The sequence below is a fragment of the Oceanisphaera sp. W20_SRM_FM3 genome, assembly GCF_052119705.1.
Lineage (GTDB): Bacteria > Pseudomonadota > Gammaproteobacteria > Enterobacterales > Aeromonadaceae > Oceanimonas.
Genome location: NZ_JBGQOP010000001.1, coordinates 250,463 through 272,567, shown reverse-complemented (window position 1 = coordinate 272,567; position 22,105 = coordinate 250,463). Strand labels below are relative to the sequence as shown.

The 22,105-nt window shown below is 50.2% G+C and carries 20 protein-coding genes; 11 read left to right on the top strand and 9 right to left on the bottom strand.

Annotation, left to right across the window (positions count from 1 at the left end; translation table 11 throughout):
• Nucleotides 1-10: 10 nt before the first annotated feature.
• The 3 genes from ACEN2G_RS01230 to ACEN2G_RS01220 form a co-directional block, all read right to left on the bottom strand.
• On the bottom strand, nucleotides 11-2,287 hold the full coding sequence (locus ACEN2G_RS01230; protein WP_442019633.1) for a putative bifunctional diguanylate cyclase/phosphodiesterase: 2,277 nt from the start codon (nucleotides 2,285-2,287) through the stop codon (nucleotides 11-13).
• 296 nt (nucleotides 2,288-2,583) lie between these two features.
• On the bottom strand, nucleotides 2,584-3,687 hold the full coding sequence (locus tag ACEN2G_RS01225; RefSeq protein WP_442019632.1) for a phosphoribosylaminoimidazolesuccinocarboxamide synthase: 1,104 nt from the start codon (nucleotides 3,685-3,687) through the stop codon (nucleotides 2,584-2,586).
• Between the two features lie 142 nt (nucleotides 3,688-3,829).
• Nucleotides 3,830-4,504 carry a metal-dependent hydrolase gene (locus ACEN2G_RS01220; RefSeq protein WP_442019631.1) on the bottom strand — a complete coding sequence of 225 codons (675 nt, stop codon included), beginning with the start codon at nucleotides 4,502-4,504 and terminating at the stop codon, nucleotides 3,830-3,832.
• Between the two features lie 214 nt (nucleotides 4,505-4,718).
• On the opposite strand from ACEN2G_RS01220, the gene ACEN2G_RS01215 reads away from it, so the two are divergent.
• The 3 genes from ACEN2G_RS01215 to cobU all read left to right on the top strand — a co-directional run bounded on the left by ACEN2G_RS01215 (nucleotide 4,719) and on the right by cobU (nucleotide 6,566).
• Nucleotides 4,719-5,255: a YaeQ family protein gene (locus ACEN2G_RS01215; protein ID WP_442019630.1), complete on the top strand. Its 537-nt coding sequence runs from the start codon at nucleotides 4,719-4,721 to the stop codon at nucleotides 5,253-5,255.
• Nucleotides 5,256-5,361: 106 nt separating this feature from the next.
• A complete protein-coding gene (locus ACEN2G_RS01210) occupies nucleotides 5,362-5,835 on the top strand; it encodes a MarR family winged helix-turn-helix transcriptional regulator (protein ID WP_442019629.1) in 474 nt (157 codons plus the stop codon).
• A gap of 209 nt (nucleotides 5,836-6,044) precedes the next feature.
• A complete protein-coding gene (cobU, locus tag ACEN2G_RS01205; RefSeq protein WP_442019628.1) occupies nucleotides 6,045-6,566 on the top strand; it encodes a bifunctional adenosylcobinamide kinase/adenosylcobinamide-phosphate guanylyltransferase in 522 nt (173 codons plus the stop codon).
• Nucleotides 6,567-7,033: 467 nt separating this feature from the next.
• Here the strand turns inward: cobU and ACEN2G_RS01200 are convergent, their stop codons facing one another.
• Nucleotides 7,034-7,612, bottom strand: coding sequence for a YjaG family protein (locus ACEN2G_RS01200; RefSeq protein WP_442019666.1), 579 nt, complete (start codon nucleotides 7,610-7,612; stop codon nucleotides 7,034-7,036).
• Nucleotides 7,613-7,766: 154 nt separating this feature from the next.
• On the opposite strand from ACEN2G_RS01200, the gene ACEN2G_RS01195 reads away from it, so the two are divergent.
• Complete coding sequence (locus tag ACEN2G_RS01195) at nucleotides 7,767-8,711, top strand: D-2-hydroxyacid dehydrogenase (RefSeq protein ID WP_442019627.1); 945 nt, start codon at nucleotides 7,767-7,769, stop codon at nucleotides 8,709-8,711.
• A gap of 30 nt (nucleotides 8,712-8,741) precedes the next feature.
• Nucleotides 8,742-9,338: a uracil-DNA glycosylase family protein gene (locus tag ACEN2G_RS01190; RefSeq protein WP_442019626.1), complete on the top strand. Its 597-nt coding sequence runs from the start codon at nucleotides 8,742-8,744 to the stop codon at nucleotides 9,336-9,338.
• 83 nt (nucleotides 9,339-9,421) lie between these two features.
• Here the strand turns inward: ACEN2G_RS01190 and znuB are convergent, their stop codons facing one another.
• On the bottom strand, nucleotides 9,422-10,210 hold the full coding sequence (gene znuB / locus ACEN2G_RS01185; protein ID WP_442019625.1) for a zinc ABC transporter permease subunit ZnuB: 789 nt from the start codon (nucleotides 10,208-10,210) through the stop codon (nucleotides 9,422-9,424).
• Nucleotides 10,200-10,937 carry a zinc ABC transporter ATP-binding protein ZnuC gene (znuC, locus tag ACEN2G_RS01180; protein WP_442019624.1) on the bottom strand — a complete coding sequence of 246 codons (738 nt, stop codon included), beginning with the start codon at nucleotides 10,935-10,937 and terminating at the stop codon, nucleotides 10,200-10,202. Before znuC ends, znuB begins: the two co-directional genes overlap by 11 nt.
• Nucleotides 10,938-11,038: 101 nt before the next feature.
• On the opposite strand from znuC, the gene znuA reads away from it, so the two are divergent.
• Nucleotides 11,039-12,064: a zinc ABC transporter substrate-binding protein ZnuA gene (gene znuA, locus ACEN2G_RS01175; protein ID WP_442019623.1), complete on the top strand. Its 1,026-nt coding sequence runs from the start codon at nucleotides 11,039-11,041 to the stop codon at nucleotides 12,062-12,064.
• A 315-nt stretch (nucleotides 12,065-12,379) separates the two neighbouring features.
• Nucleotides 12,380-13,726, top strand: a complete 1,347-nt coding sequence (mepM, locus tag ACEN2G_RS01170) for a murein DD-endopeptidase MepM (protein ID WP_442019622.1) — start codon at nucleotides 12,380-12,382, stop codon at nucleotides 13,724-13,726.
• Between the two features lie 201 nt (nucleotides 13,727-13,927).
• Here the strand turns inward: mepM and hemE are convergent, their stop codons facing one another.
• Complete coding sequence (gene hemE, locus ACEN2G_RS01165) at nucleotides 13,928-14,995, bottom strand: uroporphyrinogen decarboxylase (RefSeq protein WP_442019621.1); 1,068 nt, start codon at nucleotides 14,993-14,995, stop codon at nucleotides 13,928-13,930.
• A 391-nt stretch (nucleotides 14,996-15,386) separates the two neighbouring features.
• Between hemE and rsd the strand changes: the two genes are divergently transcribed.
• Nucleotides 15,387-15,857: a sigma D regulator gene (rsd, locus tag ACEN2G_RS01160; RefSeq protein ID WP_442019620.1), complete on the top strand. Its 471-nt coding sequence runs from the start codon at nucleotides 15,387-15,389 to the stop codon at nucleotides 15,855-15,857.
• 13 nt (nucleotides 15,858-15,870) lie between these two features.
• Complete coding sequence (locus ACEN2G_RS01155; RefSeq protein ID WP_442019619.1) at nucleotides 15,871-16,266, top strand: PilZ domain-containing protein; 396 nt, start codon at nucleotides 15,871-15,873, stop codon at nucleotides 16,264-16,266.
• 185 nt (nucleotides 16,267-16,451) lie between these two features.
• On the opposite strand, the gene radA is transcribed toward ACEN2G_RS01155, so the two are convergent.
• Nucleotides 16,452-17,822 carry a DNA repair protein RadA gene (gene radA / locus ACEN2G_RS01150; RefSeq protein WP_442019618.1) on the bottom strand — a complete coding sequence of 457 codons (1,371 nt, stop codon included), beginning with the start codon at nucleotides 17,820-17,822 and terminating at the stop codon, nucleotides 16,452-16,454.
• 76 nt (nucleotides 17,823-17,898) lie between these two features.
• On the opposite strand from radA, the gene ACEN2G_RS01145 reads away from it, so the two are divergent.
• Nucleotides 17,899-20,175, top strand: a complete 2,277-nt coding sequence (locus ACEN2G_RS01145) for a PilZ domain-containing protein (protein ID WP_442019617.1) — start codon at nucleotides 17,899-17,901, stop codon at nucleotides 20,173-20,175.
• On the opposite strand, the gene serB is transcribed toward ACEN2G_RS01145, so the two are convergent.
• On the bottom strand, nucleotides 20,126-21,109 hold the full coding sequence (serB, locus tag ACEN2G_RS01140) for a phosphoserine phosphatase SerB (protein ID WP_442019616.1): 984 nt from the start codon (nucleotides 21,107-21,109) through the stop codon (nucleotides 20,126-20,128). The genes ACEN2G_RS01145 and serB overlap by 50 nt on opposite strands.
• A gap of 49 nt (nucleotides 21,110-21,158) precedes the next feature.
• On the opposite strand from serB, the gene ACEN2G_RS01135 reads away from it, so the two are divergent.
• On the top strand, nucleotides 21,159-21,812 hold the full coding sequence (locus ACEN2G_RS01135) for an AhpA/YtjB family protein (protein WP_442019615.1): 654 nt from the start codon (nucleotides 21,159-21,161) through the stop codon (nucleotides 21,810-21,812).
• The last annotated feature ends 293 nt before the right edge of the window (nucleotides 21,813-22,105 follow it).

Sequence of the window (22,105 nt, the reverse complement as noted above, 5' to 3'; positions counted from 1 at the left end):
TTACGGCTTATTATAGCGATTGGCTAATATCATCCCACGCTGTCAGCGCTATGGTATTGAGCAGCAAAGCTTCCAATTGTGTTGCTGGTTGCGGACGACCATAGAAATATCCCTGTAATAAATCGATATCCAAAGACTGTAATACACACGCCTGCTCTTGGGTTTCCACGCCTTCCGCTACCACAGCCAACTTCATGGCATGCCCAAGACCAATCACAGCCCGTACAATCGCCTGATCGAGCTCACTTTCGCTGATCTCCGTAATAAAAGAGCGATCGATTTTCAACTTATCGACGGGAAATTGCTTGAGATAAGCGAGGGAAGAGTAACCGGTGCCAAAGTCATCGATGGCGATATAGGCCCCCAAATCTCGCAACGCCTGCAAGGCAATGGCCGCCGCTTCGGGATCCCTCATGACGGCGGTTTCCGTCACCTCGAACGTAAACTCAATGCTTTTTGGATCAAAAGCGTAAGAGTGAAACAGACCAAGCACAGTATCGACCAAATCGGACTGCAGCAGTTGCCGAGGAGAAAGGTTAACGGATATGCCTAACGGCACATCCGTATCACGCAGCAAATCCCAATGTTGTGCCAGACGACAACTCTCTTCGATAACCCAAGTACCGATGGGCACTATCAATCCCGATGCCTCGGCAATGCCAATAAACTCCAGCGGAGATAACAGTCCTCTTACCGGATGTTGCCAACGTAACAGCGCCTCTACCGACACCAGTTGGCCTGTGGTCGCCGCCACTATCGGTTGAAAAAACAGCCTGAATTCTTGTCGCTCCAGCGCCCTGTGCAGCTCGTTTTCAATACGCAACTGGGTTGAGACTTGCATCTGCATCTGTTCATCAAATAATTGATAATGCGCTCGCCCTGCGGATTTGGCTTCATACATGGCGATATCGGCAGAGCCGATTAACTTTTCGGCAGTCCACCCCGACTCTGCGATGGCGATGCCGATACTGGCGGAGATAAAAATATGGTCTTCTCCCAGCGTGATAGGCGGAGCCAACTCGGCTAACAGGCGCTCTGCAATAACGGCTGCCACACTGTGGCTGGCGACATTGGGGCAGACAATCACGAATTCATCACCCGCAAGACGCGCCACAGTGTCATGGGGGCGCATGGCGCGCTGTAATCGTTGTGCTACCGTAATCAACACCTGATCGCCGGCATCATGGCCAAAGCTGTCGTTAATCCTTTTGAAATAATCCAGATCGATAAATAATACCGTCACCCCAGCGTTGGACTGCTCGCTTTGAGCGAGACACAGCTGCAACCGTTCCAATGCCAAGGCTCGATTAGGGAGTCCGGTTAGCACATCATGCAGAGCTCGGTATTCGAGGGCTTGTTCGGCCTGTTTGCGCGCGCTGATATCATGGGCAAAGGCGAAAAAGCTCCAGCTATCATGCTCCTGCAAAGACCAGAGGGTAATTTCGATGGGGAATTCTCGGCCATCACGGTGCAAAGCTGGCAATTCAAGTCGTTGCCCCAGCACTTGTGATTCGCCATTGCCCAGAAAACGCGCCAGCCCGCGCTGATGCGCCTCGCGATGTTGGCTCGGTACTATGGTCTGGCCGACGCTTTGACCCAATACTTCGGCCAGCGACCAGCCAAAAATTACTTCGGCGGCGCGGTTCCAAGCGGTGATCATGCCCTGAGAGTTCATGCCGATAAAGGCATCTGCGGCACTATCGATGATCTGACGACTGCGCTGTTCACTGGCCAGCAAGGCTTGCTGAGCACTTTGTCGCTCAAAGACACGGCCCAGTTGAACACCTACCTGCGTCATTACATCCAGCAGCTCAGGCAACAGCGGCTGCTGTGCGCGTGTAAAAAATTCCAATACCGCGGTTATGCTGTGCCCCGATTGCACGGGCACCGCAAACCCCGAGACTAAGCCCGCCTCTCTGGCTGTCGCTTGACGAAGAAAGTTGGTCTCCAGTTCAATATCGATGATCTTGAGCGAGACGCCTTCTGATAACACCCTCCCCGGCAGACCCACACCCGAGCAAAAGCCCCTTTGTTCGCTGGCTTGCCGAAAAGCCGCAAATTGTTCTGCCGGATAGCCGTCAGCCAAATACCAGATTCCGCTTGAAACCAGCTCACCATCAGGCCGCTTTATCCAAGAATGTCCTAGCGGCCACTTCATGGCCTGACAAACGCTCTGTAATACTTTGAACAAGGCGGTTTCTACATCGCTCGCTTTATTGGCTGCGACGGCAACCTCTTTCAAAAGGTGAAGATAGTCAATGGTCGCATCTTTGGTGCTGTGTGGCATGGTCACTCCGGTTAGCGCCGCCGCTCTGGCTGGTCGCTCCTGTTGTTCCTGACACTGCCCACTTTAAATGAGGTTGGTCGAGGTATTTTACTCTTACCCGCTGAGGGCTAAACACTGGTAGTGGCCCGTTATTTAGTGATCATCTACGCAGTACTCAGCTAGGTAGCGAACAACTATACCTAAGCAATCTGATAGACGCATTGAGACAAACAACAAACTCAGCATAAAAAAATCCCGGGTTACCCCAGGATTTTATATTCATAAACCAATTAGCTAACTAATCAGTGAGCTATTGATTAATCAATCAAGCCGTATTGCTCGCGCAAGATGTTAATAATATCGGCCTTAGGATTATCGGATAACGTCAGCTTTTGACCCGTTATTTTTTCCGCTATGCCAATATAAGTGCGCGAGATATTCATCAATGCTTCAACCGGTAAGGCGTTATCGCGGGCCAGCGCTTCGCGCTCCACCATGCGCTCTTTATTGAGCAGAATGTCTGGGTCGGGGAAATAAGCCAGCAGCATTTGGCGAAAGTCTTCTTTCGAATTTTCGACAATGTTGCCTGCCTTATAAGCCGCACCATCCCAAATTCGTGACGAATCCGGCGTACCCACTTCATCCATGTAAATCAGTTTTTCTTGACCTTGGGCATCAGTCACGTAGCCAAATTCAAACTTGGTGTCGACGAATATTTGGTTAAGTTTGGCTAATTCTGTGCTTATCACCTCGAAGCCTTCGCGCAATAAGCGCTCATATTGGGCGATATCGGCAGCACTCTTGAAGTTAAAGGCGGCAAAATTATCTTCGATATTTTGGCGGGTAATGTTCACATCATCTGCCTCGGGCACGCCGGGAATACCGGTTAAGATGCCTTTGGTAGACGGCGTCATCAGCAGTTCGGGCAGCTTTTGATCTTTTTGTAGGCCATCAGGCAGGCGAATACCACAAAACTCACGCTCGCCTTTGGTGTAGCTGCGCCACATAGAGCCGGTAATGTATTGACGGCAAATAGCCTCAATTTTTACCGGCGTGGCTTTTTGTACTATCCACACGAACGGATGAGGAATATCCAAAATATGGCTGTCGGCTAAGCCTTGCTCTTGAAACAACTTAAACCAGTGGTTAGAAATGGCATTTAACGCCGCACCCTTGCCGGGCACGCCTTGCATACCCTCTTCGCCATGCCAAATACAATCAAACGCCGAGATACGGTCGCTGATCACCATGATCGCCAAGGGCGCATCAGGGGCCACGTTATAGCCTTTTTCTTTGATCAAACGGCGGCTGTCGGCAGCGGTTAGCCAGTAAACGGAGCGCACCTTACCGCTGTGCACAGCTTGCTCGGTACGGATCGGCAGGTCGTTATTTACGGCCAATACCTGGTCTGCAAGGCTCATCTGTTATGTCCTGTGTGTGGAATGGGGGAGATGCCAGTGGCTGCTACTCATTATTAGCATTCGAGTCAGGGGTAGCGAGTCATACCAGCGGCGTTATCTTAGCAGATGTATTAAAACCACCATAGGTCGTCCGCCTCACTTATCAGCTATGCAACAGCGGCAAAAGTTGCCTTAATACGACGAATAAGCCTGAGGGCGATGGCGCTAACCAGATCCCCAACCAGAGCAGCGCTAATAAGCCTAAGTTAGGCAAATGCGCAGGCCATTGCATGACTTTTAAGGCGGTACCGAAGGATTTTTTTAAGCGTCGCCCTTCCAAATCTATGCTGTATAACTCATCGAGCAATAAATGAATGAGCGCACCCATAAACATAAATAGTCCCATCAACCACGAATGCTCGACGCTTAACTGAAATAGCTTATGGCTTATCACCACAGCCGCCACCGCAAACACTAAATTCGCTAATAGAGAGTGTAAACTGGCGCGGTGCACTGTGAGCTTAGTAAACGCCCAACAACAGGGATAGCGCATCAAAAAGTAGGCTGCCGCACTCAGCAACAAGGTATCGAGCAGGGGTAAATGCAGGCGACCATAAAGCAGCATTAAGATGCTGGCCAGTATGCCAAACAAGCGAAAGATGATTTGAATGGAGCGCGAGGTATCGGCATCTATGTCCGGCATAATGCCGCCCAAGGTACCGGTTAACCATAACAGACAGGCTTCGGGTAGGCTTACCAGCTCGGTCCAAGCTAGCGCACTGGCCAGTACACCCGACACCACAGTGGCGACTTGTACATGGGTTTTAAAATCAGCCATCACCGAATCCAGGCGAATAAAGGGCGCGAATTGTAACAGTCAGAGCTGTATAAAAAAACAGGACTCATTCGATAGGCTCGTTGTATGCCTTACGCGGTACGCTTTATGTCCGCGCTGCGAAAGGCTAGACGTTTATCTTTTACGTAAGGCGTAAGAGCGTGGCTTTAAGCCTGGCTTGCCGTTAACATAGCGCTTTTTTATACGGGTAAACTCCATGGCGCTGTCGGCCTCATTACATAAAGTTCGTCTGAATATCAGCGATTTACATCGCCATTATTATCAAGAGCACAGCCTAACCGTGGCTCAGCATCCGTCAGAAACTGACACCCGCCTAATGGTGCGCTTGTTGGCGTTTATCCGCCATGCACACCCTGACTTAAGCTTCACTAAAGGCTTGAGCACAGACGACGAACCCGAGCTGTGGCTAAAAGCACCCGACGGTCGCATTTTAATCTGGATTGAACTGGGTGAGCCCAGCGTTAAGCGTATCAAGCAGGCGCTGTCGCGGTGCGATCAAGTAATCGTCTATAGCTATGGTGGACGCAGCGCAGAATTGTGGTGGGAGAAACATAAGTCCGAGTTAAGCGCACTGCCGAGATTAGCCATTTATCACCTTAGTGATCCTCAGCCTGCGGCCTTGGCGCGTTTGTGCCAGCGCAGCATTGACTTATTTGCCACCTTGCAAGAAACCGAGGTGCAGCTCACCGATGGCGAGCACAGCCAAGACCTGCAACTCGAGCAATGGCGTTAAGGCGTGAGGCGTGGAGCGTAAGGCTTTGTTTCGTTGGGCTTTAAAAAATGCTGATTTTACGCTATGGTGCGGCCAATTTTAGCTAACCATAGGCAGTTGTAACACCGTGGAAAAACATGAAGATATGCTGGTGGCTTTGCGCCAGATCATTCGTGCAATAGACTTGCATTCTCGCCAGCTCAGTAAAGAATCAGGCTTAACTGGCCCACAGCTGTTATTACTGCAGTCTATCAGTGAGCACGGCGATATTACGATGCGTAAATTGGCACAATCAACTCATATGAGTCAAGCAACCGCCACCACTATTATTGATAGACTAGAGCAAAAATTATTAGTGCGCCGCGAACGCAGCCAAACCGATAAGCGCAAGGTTTATGCGGTGCTTACCGATGAAGGTAAAGACAAACTTAAAACGGCTCCGCGCCCCTTGCAAGAAAGCTTTATTCAACGCTTTCAAGCTCTCGAAGAGTGGGAACAGAATTTATTATTATCCTCGGTACAGCGCATTTCCTTGTTGATGAATGCCAACGATCTTGACGTAGCTCCGCTACTGCAAGTGGGCAGTTTGTTGCACGAATAAACACGACAGCCGCTATTCACGAGCTACTTTTTTCTGCTTTCTTATTAGTTATTAATATCCAAGCAATGCCCAAGCAGGAAAGCACTAGCTCGTTTAGGCTTAATTTATAGGATTAGCTTGTTCACTCATAACTTCTTCTTATACAAAATTGCCTCATCATGGCAAGCATTCAAGATTATCAATCTTTAATATTCAATAAGGCGAAGCCGATGAAACAATTTATTTTGGGTGGCGCCCGCTCAGGTAAGAGTCGGTTGGCAGAAACACTCTGCAGCGACTTAGGTGATAAAGTCGCTTATATCGCCACCGCAAACTCCGCTTTTAATGACCATGAAATGGCGGCCCGTATTAGCCAGCATCAACAACAAAGACCTCAGCACTGGCGAACGATAGAGGCGCCCATGGCACTGGCCGAGGCATTGGCTTCATTACAGGATTATGATGCTGTGCTAATCGACTGCCTAACGCTGTGGCTCAGCAATTGTTTGCATCAGGGCAACTGGGCACAAGAGCGCCAAAATTTTTTGCAGGTACTGGAAAACTTTAATGGCGAGCTAATTATAGTGAGCAATGAAGTGGGCATGGGCATAGTACCACTAGGTGAGCTGTCGCGGCGCTTCGTCGATGAAAGTGGCTTCTTGCATCAGGCGGTTGCGGCACGCTGCGAGCGGGTAATATTTATCGCGGCGGGCCTACCTTTAGTCATGAAAGGGCCGGCTCTTACCTCCTAAACGTTTCTTTCGCTCTGATCACTATTTTTTCGTGCTTCTCGTAATAAAAGGACGTGGATTCCATGGCGAAAACGTCTTACCTGATTACGTATGAACTTCAGCCATGATGCGCGTTGTTTTGGTTTGTCCTTTGTAGCAGCCAATTTATTCGGCTGGCCAGCTTTGCTGGCTGTTATTGAGGTTTAGATTTAGACCAAAACACTAAACCGGGCCGAATAAATTGGCCCCTACAAGGTCAAAACACCAAACTGAGTCCCATATTCTTACCGAAAATACGAGTCGTTTCATGTATCTTTTTGAATTTATTGATGATTAGTTTACTGAAACATGGCTGAGCTTTGTTGGTAATCAGTACGTCTTAAGTCTCTCAGGGTAAGTTTTCCCTAATTCCACATGAGCTATGAAATTTTACTTAACTAATAAAAAACAGACCTTAAGGTCTGTTTTTTATCGTGTCAGCACCGCCATTACTCGAGGCTAATGCCGATATTGGAGACACCACCTTGGGCGGCGAAGTCACGCACCGCTAAAATAGCGTCTGCATCTCTTGGCTGGCTCACCCGGTCTAGCAGCTCAACTTGAAACTCCATTTCCGCCATTAATAGCTCGTCTTCATACAGCTCCTCTTCACTCAGCTCACGCTCGGCCAATAGCTCAACAAAACCCGCGACCGTGCCCAAAGAGGCATGACTAGCTTCGGTAGCTTCTTCGCCAATACGACAAATCACAGAGTTAAAAGCACAACCCAAGGCCACGCAAGCGTCCAATGCAGGATAGGCACCGTAACTTTCAGACTTAGTAGGATCGGGAATAAAAGATTCAAACGATTCAAGCTCCGCGCTTAAATCCACGCGTGAGCCTTTAATGGTTAAATAAGTCCACAAGATATCAAGCGTTTCGCGAAAGCGTTTGCCGTTACCCATCTTGCTCGTTTCACTAAATAACTGGTAATTTGGATACATCCGCTCGGCCAACGCCAGCGCAAATACAGTTTGCTGCCAGGGAGCTAGCTTGTTGATTTTTTTGTAAAATTTATCGCCAAACACGGATATTTCCTTGTGGTTATATGGCCGTTTTTTTGCCATTATGAATCTTTAAGGTCCAGACTCACATTTTAGGCCGCAAACGCTGGTATAAGTTTATGCGTGTGTCATTGTCTCACAAAATGCCCTTACAAAAAGCATAATAAGGAGAGAAGGTATGGCCAATCATACTCTGTTATTGCTCAGCCAAGATAACGCCGAGTACCAAGCGTTATTAAAACAGGCCTACCTGCCCGGCTTGACCATTTTGGCACCAGAAAGCGAACCCGAAATTCAAGCCGCTCTCGCTAAAGCCGATATTTTACTCGGCGAGCCCGCAAGACTTCGCGCTCGTTTACCCCAAGCCAAAGCACTCAAGTGGGCTCAATCTACCTATGCGGGCGTAGACATATTACTGAACGCCGATTGCCGCCAAGATTATCAGCTAACTAACATTAAGGGGATTTTTGGCCCCTTGGTCAGTGAATATGTGTTTGCTCATTTATTATCGCTAACCCGTCATTTGCGCCATTACAAGGCACAACAGCGGCTGCATAACTGGCAGCCTATTCCCTATGAAAGCATTCGCGGTAAAACCATGCTGATTATGGGCACCGGCAGCATTGGCCAGCACATAGCACACACCGCCAAGCATTTTGGCATGACGGTATTAGGGGTCAGTCGCTCGGGTCGAGAAGCGGCAGGTTTTGATAATACTTATCAGCTACCGGCACTTAATAACGTGTTACCTCGGGCTGATGTGGTGGTCAGCGTCTTGCCCTCAACACCGCAAACTCGTGGCCTGTTTAACGCCGCCCGACTGGATCATTTTAAACCCGGCGCTCTATTCTTTAACGTGGGCCGAGGTGATGCGGTTGATGAAGGCGCGCTTATTCAAGCACTGCGTCATGGCAATATAGGTGCTGCGGTATTAGACGTGTTTGCCAGCGAACCTTTGCCGACCGCCAGCCCCTTATGGGATATGCCTAATGTGGTGATCACGCCGCACAACTCGGGGTACAGTTTTCCTGAGCAAATAGTCACGCGCTTTAGTCGTAATTATTTAAAGTATACGTCTGGCAAAACCATGGAAGGCTTAGTGGACTTTAATCTGGGTTACTAGTGGAGCGAGAGATCTGAGAAGGAAGCCAGTATGAGCCGTGAATTTGAGCAGTTACTAAAGCAGGCCAGAGCCTGTCGTATCTGCGAAGCGAATCTCCCACTGGGCCCGCGGCCGGTATTACAAATGGCGCCCGCCGCACGCATCATGATCATAGGCCAAGCGCCGGGTTTAAAAGTGCATCAAACCGGCATTCCTTGGAACGATCCCAGCGGCGATACCCTACGTCGCTGGCTCGAGCTGAGCCGTGAGCAGTTTTACGACCCTGAAATATTAGCCATAATGCCGATGGGCTTTTGTTATCCGGGCAAAGGCAAAAGCGGTGACTTACCGCCGCGCCCCGAATGCGCCCCCGCTTGGCATCAACCCTTGCTTAATCTGTTGCCTAATATCGAGCTCACACTGCTGATTGGCCAATATGCCCAGCGCTATTACTTAAGTAATCAATATGGCAATCGCTATAAGACCCTCACCGAAACCGTGCGTAATTGGCGAGAATTTGCGCCCACTGTCTTGCCCCTGCCTCACCCTTCGCCCCGCAACCGTTATTGGTTAACCAAGAATCCGTGGTTTGAGGCAGAAGAACTACCCGCATTGCGCGAAAGAGTGCATCAGGTGTTAAAAGTGTGATGAGTGAACAGTAAGGTGAGCTGCGTAAAAACCCGAACTCTGTAATATCGGCGTTGCACACCTCACCCCTCACCATTTACGCCTCACCCTCTTTTGGGCAACAAATGCGAACACAAGAATAAAGCGGCGGCAATCACCACCACCGACGGGCCGGCGGGCGTGTCGTAGCTGACCGACAACTGCAAACCACCCAACACGGCCACCACACCTAAGCCCATGGCGTAAAACGCCATTTGTTCAGGAGAGCGGCTAAAACGACGGGCGGTGGCGGCAGGAATAATCAGCAAAGAGGTAATAATCAAGGCACCGACAAACTTCATGGCAACGGCGATTAGCACGCTGATCATAAGCAGCAAGAGTAACTTTAAGCGCTCTACTTTAATGCCCTCGACGCGGGCTAATTCTTCACTGACGGTAATTGATAATAACTGGCTCCAGTAATGGCGCAACACCAATAACAACACCAAGCCACCACCGAAGATCCAATATAAGTCCACCAATTGGATCGCCAATAGATCACCAAATAGATAAGCCATTAGATCGACACGCACATTTTCCATAAACGCCAGCGCCACTAGGCCTAGCGACAAAGAAGTGTGCGCCAAAATCCCTAACAAGGTATCCGTGGCCAGCCAACTTGCCCGCTGTAAGGCGGCCAGCACTATGCCCAAACATACGCAGGCCACTAATACCGCCAGCGTTAAATCTATTTGCAGCAATAAACCAAAGGCCACGCCCAGCAAGGAAGAATGCGCCAAAGTATCGCCAAAATAGGCCATGCGCCGCCATACTACGAAGCTGCCTAAAGGGCCGGCTAAGATGGCAATGCCAAGGCCCGCTAACAGGGCATAGAGTAAAAAACTATCCCACATGACGTACGTCTCCGTGATGCTCATCGTCACAGTCATGATGATGGGTATAGACCGCCAATTGCGCGAGCTCGGGCCGGCCAAATAAACGGGCAAATTCCGGATGGCGGGCTACGTGTTCCGGCTCGCCGTGGCAGCAAATATGCTGGTTTAAACAGATCACTCTGTGCGTGCTGGCCATCACCAAATGTAAGTCATGAGACACCATTAAAACGCCACATTGTAGCTCATCAGAGAGTTGCTTAATCAAAGCGTACAGCTCGGTTTGACCGTGCACATCTACCCCTTGGGCGGGTTCATCGAGGATCAATAATTCCGGCTGCATCATAAGGGCGCGCGCCAGTAAAATGCGCTGCATTTCGCCGCCCGATAACGCTTGCATGGCACGATCTGCTAACCGCTCGGCACCCACTTTGGCCAAGGCTTGAGCCACGGTAAGCCGCCGGCCATGAGATAAACTCATAAAGCGCGCCACCGTTAGCGGCAATACCGAGTCTAAGTGTAATTTTTGCGGCACATAGCCCACCCGTAAGCCCGGCTGTTGCCACAGCGTACCTGTGTGACCAGCAATAAGGCCCAACACTAACTTGATCAAAGAGCTTTTTCCGGCGCCATTCGGGCCAACAATGGTCAGGATCTCGCCTCGCTGCAGCGTTAATGACACCCTTTCTAAAATGAGGTTGCCGCCTATGCTCAAGCCCACGTCTGTTAATTCTAAAAGCCTAGTCATGTGTTTTATGCCTTTACTTCTTAATTTGTAATACTATAACATTACTCAGGGTCGCTTGACCTTAAGTATCAAATTCTATCATCGACTCGGATTATCATTTCATGAAAGCTTTGTTAACGCTGTGCCTATTATTATCGCTCAGCACTCAGGCACGCGCCGTAGAAGTATTAGTCTCAATCAAGCCCTTACAACTGATTGCCAGCGCCATTACTAAAGGGGGCCCTGATCCGCAACTGCTGCTACCGCCGGGCAGCTCGCCCCACGATTATGCGCTTCGCCCCTCAGATGTGCGCAAAGTAAAGCACGCCGACTTAGTACTCTGGGTAGGCCCCGAGTTAGAAGTGTTTTTAACCCGACTGCTAGAGGATAAAACCAATAGCTTGCCGTTAATGTCGGCATTAAAAACCGCAGAATTCGATATGGCTGAGCATAAGCATGAAGACGAGCATGAGCATGAGCATGAGCATGAGCATGAAGACGAACATGAACATGAACATGAACATGAACATGAACATCATGAAACCAGCGCCGCACATAATACCGATAAAATCGTAATCACCAACCCAGATGAAGCAGAAACTCATGATCATTCAGGCCAAGATGCACACATTTGGTTGGATCCTCATGGCGCCAACGACATCGCCGAGCTGCTAGCCGCGCGATTAATCGAGCTGGATCCGAAGAATATTGATCGATATCAAGAAAATTTGGCTGTATTTCAGGCAGGATTAAAAGAGACAGACGCCAGTGTGAGCGCACAATTGGCGAATGCGAAAGGGATTGGCTATTTCGTATTTCACGATGCTTATGGCTATTGGGAACGTCATTACCAGCTGCCGTCACTGGGCCACTTTACGGTGAATCCAGCGCGGGCGCCGGGGGCAAAAACCGTGGCCAGTATTCATCAAGCACTGAAACAATCACAAGCTGTGTGTGTGTTTGCGGAGCCGCAGTTTAAGCCGGCGGTGGTGGACGCCGTATTACGCGGTACGCAGGCGCGCAGTCATGTACTGGATCCCTTGGCGACCGATATTACGCCAAGCCCAAACAGCTACTTTGTGTTTATGCAGCAATTAGCCGATGCCATGACAACCTGCTTATTAGGATCCGTGGAACCTGCTCGCTAATTTTGCTGTATTATTGTGCAAAATTGGCACGCTCAACGCCAGCCTCACCAATAAGCACTAAATATTTACGATTAAATCCGCTACAATGCGGAACTTTATTGTACAAACTTACTCCAACACTTGTTCAAAGACCCCATATACAGGGGCAAACAAAAGATGCTGCTGCTTAAGTTATTGATACTGTAAGAGTACTAAGTACAGCCTAGGAACATTTTGTCATAAGATGAACCGCTTTATTATCTTCGAGCTCATGCCTGGATAACTAAAGCGGTTTTTGCATTCCATATTTTAGCCTCACAGGCACAGGTAACCCGGATGAATTTTCTCCGCCCGATACAAATACGACTGCAGGATATACCCAGCCAGCTGCCTAAAAAGCATCTGTACGGCATAGTATTACTGAGCACCTTAACGCTGACCACGGCCATAATGTGGCCCTCGGCGCAAAGTATGTTGGACCAGCCAGGTAAACTTAGCTTGCCTACCAGCTTAACGCTACCTTCTCATACAAATAGAACTCAAGTTGGCAATACCGAGTTTTATTCGCTGCCCGATGATGACTTAGGACCGGTTGACCCCGCCGATGCGTTAGACGAATTAGCGTCAACCGAACCAGAATGGCAGCAATACGCCGTACAAAACGGCGATACCTTAAGTACTATTTTTAATGGTTTGGGCCTGCCGCTCGCCACTATGTACAAATTACTCGAAGCCGACGAAGCACGCGTGCTGGACGGCCTTAAGCCCGGTCAAACGCTGACCATGCTTGTCGACTCAGAAAACTTGCTGCTCGAATTTAAGATCAAACAAGATCTACTGCATACCCTTACCTTTGTACGCGACGGCGAGAGCTATAGTAGCCAAGTCAATACTGAAACCAGTAACTGGGAAACTCGCGCCTTAAAAGGCGTGATCAAAGGTAGTTTCTATTTAAGTGCGCGAGATGCGGGCTTATCTGCCTCACAAATTCAACATGTAGCTAACTTATTTCAATGGCAGCTCAATTTTGCTCGTGATTTGCGCCAAGGGGATAGCTTTAAGGTGTTAGTACAGCGAGAATTTGTTCAAGGTGAAAGCACAGGCAAGTCAGAGCTTAAAGCGGTAGAGATTACCAATAAGGGCCAAACTTTTTATGCCTTTCGCCATGAAGACGGCAAATTCTACAATAACCAAGGCGAAAGCTTAGAGCGTGGCTTTATTCGTATTCCTTTAGAGCGCACGCCACGCATTAGTTCCACCTTTAACTTAAATCGTAAACACCCCATTACCGGACGAGTACAAGCCCATAAAGGCACCGATTTTGCCGTACCTAGTGGTACTACCGTAGTCGCCCCCGGCGACGGCGTAGTGGTAAAAGCCGTGTACCATCCATTGGCCGGTAACTACATAGTGATCCGTCACGGCCGCCAATACACCACTCGCTTCTTGCACTTGAGTAAGTTTCTGGTGAAACAGGGTGATACGGTACGTCGTGGGCAACGCATTGGTCTATCGGGTAATACTGGTCGCTCTACTGGCCCGCATTTACACTATGAATTCCACGTAAATAATCGCGCCGTGGATCCCATGCAAGTGAAACTGCCGATGGCAGAAGGTTTATACGGACAAGATAAACGCACCTTCTTGGCAAACGTAGATCAATATAAAAAAGAATTGGGTTAAGGGCAGCTAAAAGCCATCAGCGTTAAGCTGTCAGCTAGAGAAAAATGCTCCTAAATAATGCCCAATAAAAAAGCGCCGTTAAGGCGCTTTTTTATTTCTCGAAAGAGTAAAACTAAGGGTAAAGGTAAGCATAAAAAACCGGTTACAGGCTGGTTTTTACACCTCACCTAACGCCTCACGCCTCACTCCTTACCCCTCACACTATTTGGTGTGATACGGCCGAGACAAACGCTGTACCGCGCGAATAAAGGCACCCGCATGCTCTGGATCTACATCTAGGTGAATACCGTGGCCTAAGTTAAAGACATGGCCTGAGCCTTCGCCAAAACTTTCTAAGATGGTGGCCACTTCTTGCTCGATGCGTGGGATAGGCGCATACAACATAGACGGATCCATGTTGCCTTGCAGTGCCACCTTATCACCGACGCGACGCTTAGCGTCGGCCATGTCTATGGTCCAGTCCAGACCAATACCGTCACAACCGGTAGCGGCAATGGCTTCTAACCACTGACCACCATTTTTGGTGAACAGGGTAACCGGCACGCGGCGGCCTTCGTTTTCACGCACTAAACCATCGACGATTTTGGCCATATAGCGCAGTGAGAACTCGTTGTAATCACGGGTGCTGAGCACGCCGCCCCAGGTATCGAAGATCATCAATGACTGAGCACCGGCGGCAATTTGCGCGTTCAAATAGCTGGTCACGCTGTCGGCCAGCTTATCCAGCAACAAGTGCATGGCTTGTGGATCGGAAAACATCATTTTCTTGATTTTGGTAAAGGCCTTAGAACCGCCGCCTTCCACCATATAAGTGGCCAGCGTCCATGGGCTACCCGAAAAGCCTATCAGCGGCACTTCGCCTTTTAGCTCACGACGAATGGTGCGCACCGCATTCATCACATATTGCAGCTCGCCTTCGGGATCGGGAATGCCCAGCTTTTGCACGTCGGCCATACAAGTAATAGGACGCTCAAACTTAGGACCTTCACCGTTTTCAAAATACAGACCCAAGCCCATGGCATCGGGTATGGTCAGAATATCGGAGAACAAAATGGCCGCGTCTAACGGGAAACGACGTAAAGGCTGCAAGGTCACTTCACAGGCCAATTCGGCATTTTTGCACAGCGACATAAAGTCGCCAGCTTCGGCACGCGTGGCCTTATATTCAGGCAAGTAACGACCGGCTTGGCGCATCATCCACACAGGCGTGTAATCTACGGGCTGGCGTAATAACGCACGTAAGTAACGATCATTTTTCAAAGTTGGCATTCTATCGTCCCCAAACAGGTGGCAAATGCGGACATTGTACCATCAGATGGCATAAAGCCCCAATTAGCCGCTAAGTGCGCTTAAATTGATGGCTTTTTGGTCATTCGATGCTACGCCGCAGACATAAGTTAACTTGACGAGTGACTTAATCAGGCTAATGGTTATATTTTATACCTGATTGCGTTAGCAAAGCGTTTGATCCAAGTTAATGATGGGTAAGATAAAAGTGACAAAAAATGCTGTCTTATTAAGCAAATTTTAGCGCGCTTGCGCCCAAATCAGTGGGAAAAGGATTGACCCGGCCGCGGTTTCTCTTTAATGATGGATGGGTAAGTTGGTCTTAGTGAGCAAGGCGAGTAAGCTTGGCTCAGGTCATCCCAAGGAGGGAATCATGCTTAGGAAAATGGCACAAAGCAAAGCTAAACTCAGCGGCAAACATCAAGCGCTAGATGCCTTTATGGAAGCGCGCCAAGAGTTACTCGTAGAATATATCCGCCTCTCCACCAATAAAAAAGCGCTGCCCTCACCGCAAGAGCTGACCGATTTTTGCAGTCAGCTGGTGGACTACGTGAGCGCCGCCCACTTTGAAATTTATGATTATGTGATGGCGGCCTACGAGGCGGCGCGCGGCAGTGGTCGTACTTTAGCCGAGCGAATTTACCTACGCCTTAAAAAAAGCTCAGTACAAGCGCTCGATTTTCACGATAAATACGCGCAAGTAGACGAAGACCAACTGCTGCCAGAGTTAGACGAAGACCTCAGCATCTTAGGCGAAATGTTAGAAGAGCGATTTAGCCTCGAAGACAGATTAGTGTTTGCCGTCTCGCTGCTCAATCACCTGAGTGTTAACGAACCAGCTTGATCAGGAGAGCGATATGGCCGAACGCAGAGCATTTACACGTATCGGGTTTAGTTTGCCCGCCTGGTTAGTGACCCCAGACGGCCATCAATATCCGACTGAACTACAAGATATTTCCTTACACGGCGCCCTGCTCAGCGTGGAGGAGCCTTGGTCGGGCGTGCCAGACACGCCACTGCAGCTGAGGTTGTCCTTAGACGGACACGAGAAGATGATCATTATGAATGCGCGCCAGCGTTATCATAAGCTGGGTTTCATTGGCATAGAAAGCCAGCAACTCGATATTGAAAGCGCCAGCCAACTGCGTCGCCTAGTCGAATTAAACCTAGGCGATGAAGCCCTGCTGTTACGCCAATTTGAAGAGTTGCTGGACAGTACAGCGCCGAGCGCCCAGCACCAAGCGCCCAGCTAAACCGAAATACCGAGTTTGTCTTTACCCCGTCTTCTGGTTCAAGGTTTGGACCTCGATTTAGGTCTTAAAACATCAGTGCGAGATACCCGGGCTGGCCCGGTAAGACGGCCAAGGGCGCAGAGCTAACAAGCACCGCTGTGTATCTCGTTTCCTTCGCCCTTTACTCTTTACCCTTCACCGGTTTATTAAAGCGCCTCTAGCGCTTCTTCTAGTTTTTTCACTGCTATTACTTCCATGCCGGGTGGCGCATGTTTGGGCCGATTCGCCCAAGGAATAATGGCGCGAGTAAAGCCGTGTTTCGCCGCTTCCATCAGCCGCTCTTGGCCCGAGGGTACCGGGCGAATTTCGCCAGACAAGCCCACTTCGCCAAACACCACTAGCTCTTGGGGCAGCGCCTTATCACGAAAACTCGACACTAACGCCAACAAAAGCGCTAAGTCGGCGCTGGTATCTTCCACCCGCACGCCGCCCACCACGTTGACGAACACATCTTGATCCGCCATTTGCAAACCACCGTGGCGATGCAGCACAGCCAACAGCATCGACAGCCGGTTTTGCTCTAAACCAACCGTCACGCGGCGCGGATTACCCAATTGCGAGTAATCCACCAGCGCTTGCAGCTCCACCAGCAAGGGCCGCGTGCCTTCCCAAATAATCATCACCACAGAGCCGGTGGTTTGCTCTTCGCCACGGCTTAAGAAGATGGCCGATGGATTGCTGACTTCTTTTAGTCCCGTCTCTGTCATGGCAAATACGCCCAGCTCATTGACGGCACCAAAACGATTTTTATGGCTGCGTAACATGCGAAACCGGCTGTCATTGGCGCCGTCCAACATAATGGAGCAGTCGATACAGTGCTCTAATACTTTAGGTCCGGCCAAGGCGCCGTCTTTAGTGACGTGCCCCACCATCAATACCACAACCCCATGCTGCTTGGCATAACGGGTGAGTTGTGCCGCCGCTTCCCGCACTTGGCTTACCGAGCCCGGCGATGACGCTATGCCCTCCACATGCATTACTTGGATGGAGTCGATAACGATCACCGCCGGCTTTTCTTCCCGCGCTATGTGGCAAATCTGCTCGACGCTGGTTTCTGACAACATGCGCAGTTGATCCCGCGGCAAGCCTAAGCGCTGGGCGCGCATCGCCACCTGCTGCAGTGACTCTTCACCGGTCACATACAAGGTTTTCATGCGACTGGCCAAGCCACACATCACCTGTAACAGCAACGTACTCTTACCCGCACCCGGGCTGCCGCCAATTAAAATGGCCGAGCCAGGCACCATGCCGCCACCCAATACGCGGTCTAACTCACTGAAGCCGCTGGCAATGCGCGGCAATTCGGTGAGCGCCACTTGATCCAGAGTTTGTACTTTATTATCTTGCGTGCCGGCATAGCCCACAAAACGGCTATTGCGACTTGCCGGTGCCGCGGCGGGCGCCAGCCGAATCTCGGTGATGGTGTTCCATTCTTTACATTCGGTACACTGGCCCTGCCAGCGAGGGAACTCTCCGCCACACTCACCGCAAACAAACGCCGTTTTAGACTTGGCCATGCAGACTCACCCATTTATTAATGAGCTGCTATACTGGCCTAACTTTTTCAGCCACTCAAGCCCAAGCTAGGCCAAGATGGATCTCAGCGCGTATAAAACTCTGCTCAATAAACTGGTTCCCCTCAGTTATCAACACGACCTCGATAACCTGCTCGACAGCATGCTGCCCGAAGCCGATGAGGACATACGTTTTCAGCTGCAAGCTGAAGTGCGGCGTTTAACTGCGCCTTGTTTACGGGTGTTGGATTTGCGCAGCTTATTTCCCGGTCACTGCCAGCTGTTGCGCCATCAAGGGCTGGATCACCAGTTGCCCGAACACTTGAGCGCTCGCTTTTATAGCCTATTGCAGGACTATAACGGCGAATACACCCGCGGCTTATATGAGTCTTTACTAGCCGACTTGGCGGCCCTGCGTAAATTACCGGCGCAGTTTAATACCGTGCCTTGGCACTTGCCTTCTTTAGGGCTGCAGCGCAAAGAAAGCCGCTTGCGCTTCGTCACACCGGTTTATCTGCATCTTGATGATGGGCCAAGGCTACAAGGCAATAGTTTAGATATTTCGCCCGCCGGCCTATTAGTGCAAATGCAAGAGGCACCGCGCTTGCCCGCCGAGGTCGCCATTAGTTTTCCTGAGTTAGCCAAGCAGTTTGGTTTGGAATGTTTAGCCGAGCCTAAACGGTATCGCATACGCCAAGATGAACATGAGAGCACACGTTTCAAGCTACAAAGAGTAGAAGCAGACGCCGACTGGCAGCAAGGGTTGACTGATTTTATTGAACAAAACCGACCCCGCTATGGCTTAGACGCCGAAGATTTATACGCCACCGTTAGAACCCAGTGCTGGGGGCAAGCGCTGCTAGAAACCAGCGTCAGCTTATCGCTGTTTTTTGATCAAAAAGGCGAACTGCAGCACCTGTTGACCAATCGTCATAGCGCCAAAACATTAAGCGCTTGGCAACAAACCAAGCCTGGGGACTTGCTGCCCACGCTATTAAGCCCTGAGCGGGTGCTGAGTTTAGCCAAGCACACCACCCAACCCTGCCTGCTGTATAGCTTTCGCCACACCGGCCAGCAACCTTATTACTTTGTGGCCAGCCAAGATGAGCTGATCAAGCATAACGCCTATGCGGCCTTTATTAATGAAGGTTTACGCAACCAGACGTTAGCCTGCTATTACCTGAGCATACGCCCGCTGCACTATGATGATCAGGATACGGCCGCACTCGATATTCAAGGCGAGCGCCATTTACAACAATTAAAATGGCAGCTGTGGCTCACGCCCATTACAGCGCCAAAGTCCCAATGGCCCATTGAAAGCACGCTCAAGCAACTGGCACCTTTTATCGTGCCACCTCAGCTACATAAAGCCACAGTGACGCCCTTGGGTCGGCAGGCTTCAAAACGGCGAGAAGCACGCTTTAAACTGCAAAGCGCCATGGAGCTCACCATAGGCAATCAAGTGCTGAGCGGTTATACCGAAGATATGTCTAACAGCGGCATCAAGCTGGTGTTAGCAGAGCCAGTGCGCCTCGATGTGCCTTGCTTGGTGCAAGTGCATCTTACCGAGCTGAATAAGCGCAGCCGCGAGTGGGGCCTTAAAGGCTTGTACTATAGAGTGGTGAACGTGAGTGGCAACGGCAAGGTGCTGCATTTGCGTATTGAAGGACCGGAAGAAAGCCACGCCGGCTATCAGTTTTTTAGCGCCCTGTTTGAACAAAATCAAGACAAGCTAAGAGCCAAACCCGAAGCCCATCACATGCCCACTTGGTTGACCTGGTTAACCCGGCAAACCTTGCAGCAACCGCCGTCGCCGACCTTTATTTTTGGGCGCAACGAGGGCGGATTTTATGTACAAGGCGCCATCGCCTGTTTATTGCAGCAGAGCTTAATGGGCTTTTTAAGCAATGAATTTCAGCAGGCGCATTTTAGTCGCTTGATCTCCCGCCAACAGTGGCAGTCCATCTACACCCAATTACTGCGCCCCGATGGCCGCAGCCATCATAGCTACGAGATTTGGACCGCCAAGGCGGTGGACGCGAGCCAACAAAGCTGGTTGCTGATCGATCCCGAGCCGAAACGCCAAGAATTTTTACTCAACCCCAAGCACAGCCAGCAGCTGAACGTGAGTCTGGTGATCGTCAACCGTTTGCAACTGCGCCAGCTGGAATACTTTGTACCAGAATGGGACACCCTGACTCAGACCTCTTTATATAAAACTCAGCAACTGGAACAACAGTTAGCCGAGTTATGTGCTCTGAGTCAGGTGTTTGATATTACCGAAGCCGTAAAACGCAAAGCAGCGGTTAAGCAGTCTGCACTAAACCCAGTACCGCTTCCAAGCTCAGCAAATTAATACACACAGGTGCTTGTGCCTGCACCAAAGGTTTGGCGTGTAGCGCCACGCCTAAACCGGCTTGCGCCAGCATGACGAGATCGTTGGCACCATCGCCCACGGCCACGGTTTGGCTTAATGGAATGTGATAGCGCTCGGCCAGCTCGCATAAAATGCGCGCCTTCGCCTCGGCATCCACAATATCGCCCAGCACTTCACCGGTAAAACGCCCGTCTTTGATTTCTAAGGTGTTGGCAAAGTCGGCATCTAGCCCTAACGTTTCACGTAAATAACCGGTAAACGGCGTAAAGCCGCCAGATGCCAGTGCCACTTTCCAGCCCATGGCTTTTAAGCCTTCGACCAGCGTAATTAAGCCCGGCATCAAGGGCATGTTCGCGATCACCTGCTCGATAATGCCCGCATCGGCACCGGCTAAGGCCTTAACCCGACGGCGCAAGCTTTCAGCAAACGGCAGTGCGCCTTCCATGGCCGCGCGCGTTACCGCGGCGACTTCTTCGCCCACACCCGCTAACAAGGCAATTTGATCGATACACTCAATCTGAATGGCGGTGGAGTCCATGTCCATCAGCACTAAACCAGATTGTGTGCCCTTAGGCAGCGCAGGCACACAGGCGATATCCCAGCTGCTGGCAATTTCTTGCAAGTGCGTTTTAAGCTCCGGCGACCAAGCAGACAGGCGTAAGTGTAATAACTCACGCTCGGCAACACGCTTGAGGCTAGTGATTTCAACGCTCACATCCGCCGCATCCAATACCTGCAGGCTTTGGCTTAACGCCGACTTAGTCAGCTGCTCGGCCAATAGCACTAAGTGCCCTTTTGGTGCTTCTAACTGCCCTGCTACTAACTTGCCGGCCTGCCAAACATAAGACTGGCCAGCTAAGGTGTCGGCCCATTTCCCTAACTGCTCGGGTAAAACATCCATTAACAGTGTCACTTCTTGCTCCTTAAGCACCAAGACTGGCGCTAGGGTAGCGTATTGCTTTTTGAGCAAGCAAGAGACAATATTGCCCGCTATGTGGAAAAGACCCAATTACACCTATTTAACTCGCCCAAAACTGCTGCTCTGGCTGCTGGTTTTAGTGCTGTTGCTGCTCACCGCTTGGCAGGGTTTACAGGTGGCAAAATTAGGCCACGCATGGCAAGCTCTACCGCAACGCGCCTTAGCCACGCCGCTCGCGGATTACGCCGAGTCAGCAGCCATACGCGCCCTCTTAGCCGACGACACCGACCAAGCCCAGCTTTTGGTTAGTGAGCTAACGGCAGCCGAATTAATCAGCTCGGCGCAACTCTACGGCGAGGATGGACGCCTGTTGGCAGAATCAGATGCGAAGGCAGCAGCGGAATCAGCGCCCAAGGCAATAACAGAGCCAGTAGCGAATAACACATCCGCAATTACTTATGTACGCCCCTTGTATCAAGACGAGCAACCACTGGGCTTCTTACGCCTGCAATTAGCCAACAATCCCTTATCTACCGCCCAACACAGTCTATGGCGCCAACTTGAACATCATTTAAGCTGGTTATTCCCACTGAGCCTAGTGTTCGGATTGTTATTAGGCATGGGCCTGCAACACTGGCTCCAGCGACGAGCATTAAGCGACTCAAGACTTATTGCCACGGAAAGCACGGAAAAATAAACATCAAAGCGAAAGGGTAAATAAGTTTAAGGGTAAGTCGTTTTTGTAGTCTGCCAATTTATTAGGCAGTTCCGCCTCAGCGGAATTTTTAGTACTAATCCAGAAAAAGTTACTTTCGGGTAGATGATATCCAATACTGAGTGCACTAATTAGGCTGAAGCTAAAGAGACAGCAGGCTTGTCTCCACCGACTCTAATGTAATGACACTCATCGTTTGTAATGCTACTTAAGCTATTGTTTATGTGGTCGTTGTAATTGGGGTTAGTATTCAATGCCTCAAAAAAGTCGACATC